This is a genomic window from Streptomyces ossamyceticus (assembly GCF_001418475.1).
Lineage (GTDB): Bacteria > Actinomycetota > Actinomycetes > Streptomycetales > Streptomycetaceae > Streptomyces > Streptomyces ossamyceticus.
The window spans coordinates 1-3,214 of sequence record NZ_LIQX01000230.1; the positions used below are offsets into that span (position 1 = coordinate 1).

3 protein-coding genes are annotated in these 3,214 nt (G+C 72.2%); 1 reads left to right on the forward strand and 2 read right to left on the reverse strand.

What is annotated here, in order from left to right; genetic code table 11:
• The coding region (locus AOK15_RS18015) for an SDR family NAD(P)-dependent oxidoreductase (RefSeq protein ID WP_157870288.1) at positions 1–379 on the reverse strand (379 nt) is incomplete at its 3' end.
• Between the two features lie 246 nt (positions 380–625).
• Here AOK15_RS18015 and AOK15_RS18020 point away from each other — a divergent pair.
• Complete coding sequence (locus AOK15_RS18020; protein WP_055517986.1) at positions 626–1,594, forward strand: expansin EXLX1 family cellulose-binding protein; 969 nt, start codon at positions 626–628, stop codon at positions 1,592–1,594.
• Between the two features lie 10 nt (positions 1,595–1,604).
• On the opposite strand, the gene AOK15_RS18025 is transcribed toward AOK15_RS18020, so the two are convergent.
• Positions 1,605–3,214, reverse strand: a 1,610-nt coding sequence (locus AOK15_RS18025; protein WP_055517989.1) for an IS200/IS605 family element transposase accessory protein TnpB, incomplete at its 5' end; no start/stop codon positions are given.

Genomic DNA, 3,214 nt, shown 5'->3' on the forward strand with positions numbered 1-3,214 from the left:
CTCCCGCCGCGCGGCGGGAGCAGAGCAGCACGCCCAGGAGGTTGACCTCCACCACCTGCCGCAGCACGGCCGGGTCGGTGTCGGCCAGCCTGCCGAAGGGCCCCGTCACACCGGCGTTGTTGACCAGCCCGGTGACCGGGCCGAGCCGTTCCGCCGCCGTCTCGAAGAGCCGGTCGACGTCGGCCTCGACGGACGTGTCCGCCTTGACGGTGACGCACCGGGCGCCGTTCGCCCGGACCCCCGTCGCGATCCACTCGGCGGCGGCCCCGTCGCTCACATATCCGACGACCACGTCATGGCCGTCCGCCGCGAGCCGCAGACAGGTCGCGGCGCCGATGCCCCGGCTTCCCCCCGTGACCACCGTGACCGCACGTGACATGACGACCTCCTTGTACCTCGGCGGCTCCGTATCTCCGCCCCCCACCCAATGATCGATCATCCTATGAACACCGGTCGGCCACCAGGGCATACGCAGGTTTCACCCGTTCCCCCACCCGGTCCATCGACCTGATGCGAAAGTGACGGCAACCTTTCCGCACCCGGCGGCCACTGATGAGGTGTGCGCTCCCCCCACAGGAGCCCCACACGCACCATCCGTTCGCCCGAGCCAGGCAAGGACTCATCCGTGGCATCCCGTTCACACCGCTCACCGCGCCGCTCCTCCCGGCCCGGCCGACGCACCGCCCTCGTCTCCGCCGTCGCCGTGGCGGCCGTCGCACTCGTCGCGTCCCTCGTCATGGCGTTCGGCTCCGGCCGCGGGGCCGAGGGCGACGAGGCCAGGAAGGTCACCACCACGGCCGCCGCCGACGCCCCGGTGCGCGAGCGGCCGACACCGACCGGGCGTACGTCCTCGCCGTCGCCGTCCTCGAGCCCGTCGGCCTCGACGAGCGCGTCCCCCAGCCCGTCGCCGACCCCGACCGCGAAGTCCCCGAAGCCGAAGGTCACGAGCGCCCGCCGGCCGGGGTCCGGCACGGCGACCCTGGCGGGCCGCATCCGCCCCGGGACCACCTACCAGGGAATCGCCACCCTCTACGACGCCGGGAACGGCGACGGCGCCTGCTCGTTCGGCCCGAGCGACGACATGATGATCGCCGCGATGAACACCACCGACTACGAGACGTCCAGGGCGTGCGGGGCGTACGTCCTGGTCCGGTCGGGCAGTGCCTCCGTCACGGTCCGGATCACCAACGAGTGCCCGGCCCCCTGCAAGCCCGGCCAGCTCGACCTCTCCACCCAGGCCTTCGCCAAGCTCGCCGATCCGTCGCGCGGCCAGATACCGATCACCTGGAGCCTGGTGAGCCCCAGCTCCTCCGACACGCTCTCCATCCGGTACAAGACCGGATCCAGCCAGTACTGGTGCGGCATCCAGGCCCTCGGCCACCGCAACCCGCTGGCCCGGCTGGAGGTGCGCAGCGGCAGCGGCTGGACCGCGCTGGCCCGCACCGGGTACAACTACTTCCTCTCCGAGCACGGCGCCGGCTGCGGCGGCGCGATCAGGATCACCGACATCTACGGGGAACAGCTGACCCTCGACGGGATCGCGCTGCGGCCCAACACCGTGCAGCCGACCCGGGTCCAGTTCGCCCGGCACTGACGCACCGTTCCTAAAGACTGAGTGGGAGTGAGTCCTGTTGCCAGGACTCATGCTCAGCCGGACGCCCCGAACGGTGTTGGGTGTCCTGGTCGCCCGCTTTCGCTCCGTGTCCGGGCGGCACGGATCGTGTCCGTGGTCCGGGAACGCGGGGGCGGGGTCCCTCACGCCCCGGGATGCCCGGTGGGGCCTGGACGGTCCGATGCCCCTGCTCATCACTCCGGTGAGCAGGGGGCGGTGCCGTCCGTCGCCGGACCGGGTGTCCCAGGGCGCGCCTTCCGATCGCCACGGCGGCCGCGTCGTGGCGAGTGGTCTTCCTTGTCTTGGTGGTCAGGGGTTTCTGCCAGTGCTGCGCACCCCACTTGCTGGTGTAGGCGGGGTCGACGGCGACGACGGGGATGCCGAGTGCGGCGGCCATCGACACCAGCCGGGCCCGCAGCATGGAGACCGGCATACCGGAGACCAGCCTGCGGAACCGCTTGCGGCGGCCGTGCTTCTCACGGGTCGTCTCCCCGGTGAAGTCGAGGTCCTCGACGGCGAGGGCGAGGTGATGGCGGCTCGCCCAGTGCAGCAGACGGATCAGGGCATGCCGGACCTGGGCGTCACGGTGGGCGGCACTGCCCGAGAGGTCGTAGCCGAACCGTCTGGGCGCGCCGACGGGGTTGCCGTGTTCGTCCAGGCGCCAGGCGGCCAGGTGGTCGGCGTTGGTGTCGACCCCCACCAGGCCACCCGCACGGACCGCGGCCAGCGGCACCGTCTGCACCACGGGGTTGGTCCAGGAGGCGGTGAGGTACCAGCGGCCGCGTGCGGTGTCCTCGTGGACGCGGTAGGCGACAGCCCGGTTGGCATGGATGCGGTCGGCCCACTCGACGCCCCGGTGCGCGAACCTCACCCGGGAGGCGAGGACGTACCGGCCGTGCGGGGCGTTCGCCAGATACGCCAGCGGTGTCGGGAGCTTGAGGGAGACCTCCCCGTCGGGGGTGACGCGGATGGTCTCGTTGCCGAACCGTTTGCCGGACTCGCCGTCGGCCTGGAGGAAGCGGCGCTCGGCCTGCCAGCGGGTGCGCCACTGCTCCTCGGTGAGCTGGGCGGCATCGAGGTGGTGGCGGGTGTTCAGCAGCCGCTTCCCGCCCCGCACCACGTGCACCCGTCCGGCTTCCCAGTCCGCCCGGAGGGCTTGGAGCCGGTCGGTGAGCACGTGCAGGCGGCGCGCCTTCGCGTGCCACTCCCGCCTGCTCGCGTAACCCCCCGGAGCATGCTTACTGCCCTTCTCGCCCACCGGCAGCGACAACCGGTGCGCGATCATCCGCACACCCACGTCCAGGTGCTGGATGTGTGCGAGCTGGCCGCGCCGGGCCAGCGCCCACTGATCATGCGTGGCCTTCGTGATGCTGCCGGCCCAGCGGGAGGACGACGCCCCCGTCACAGCCCGCTTACGCGCTGCCCACCCCCCGGCGTCATGGTCCAGCCCCACCGCGCACCGCGCCTTCAGATCCCGCGAGGCGAGCGCGCCCAGATGATCCCCCACCAGGCGGAGAACGTGCTCGTCCTCGGCGGTCAGGTGCTTGAGCCGGTCACGCACCGCCACACCCGACGGGCCGAGCGCGACGAACGGCGCCGCCA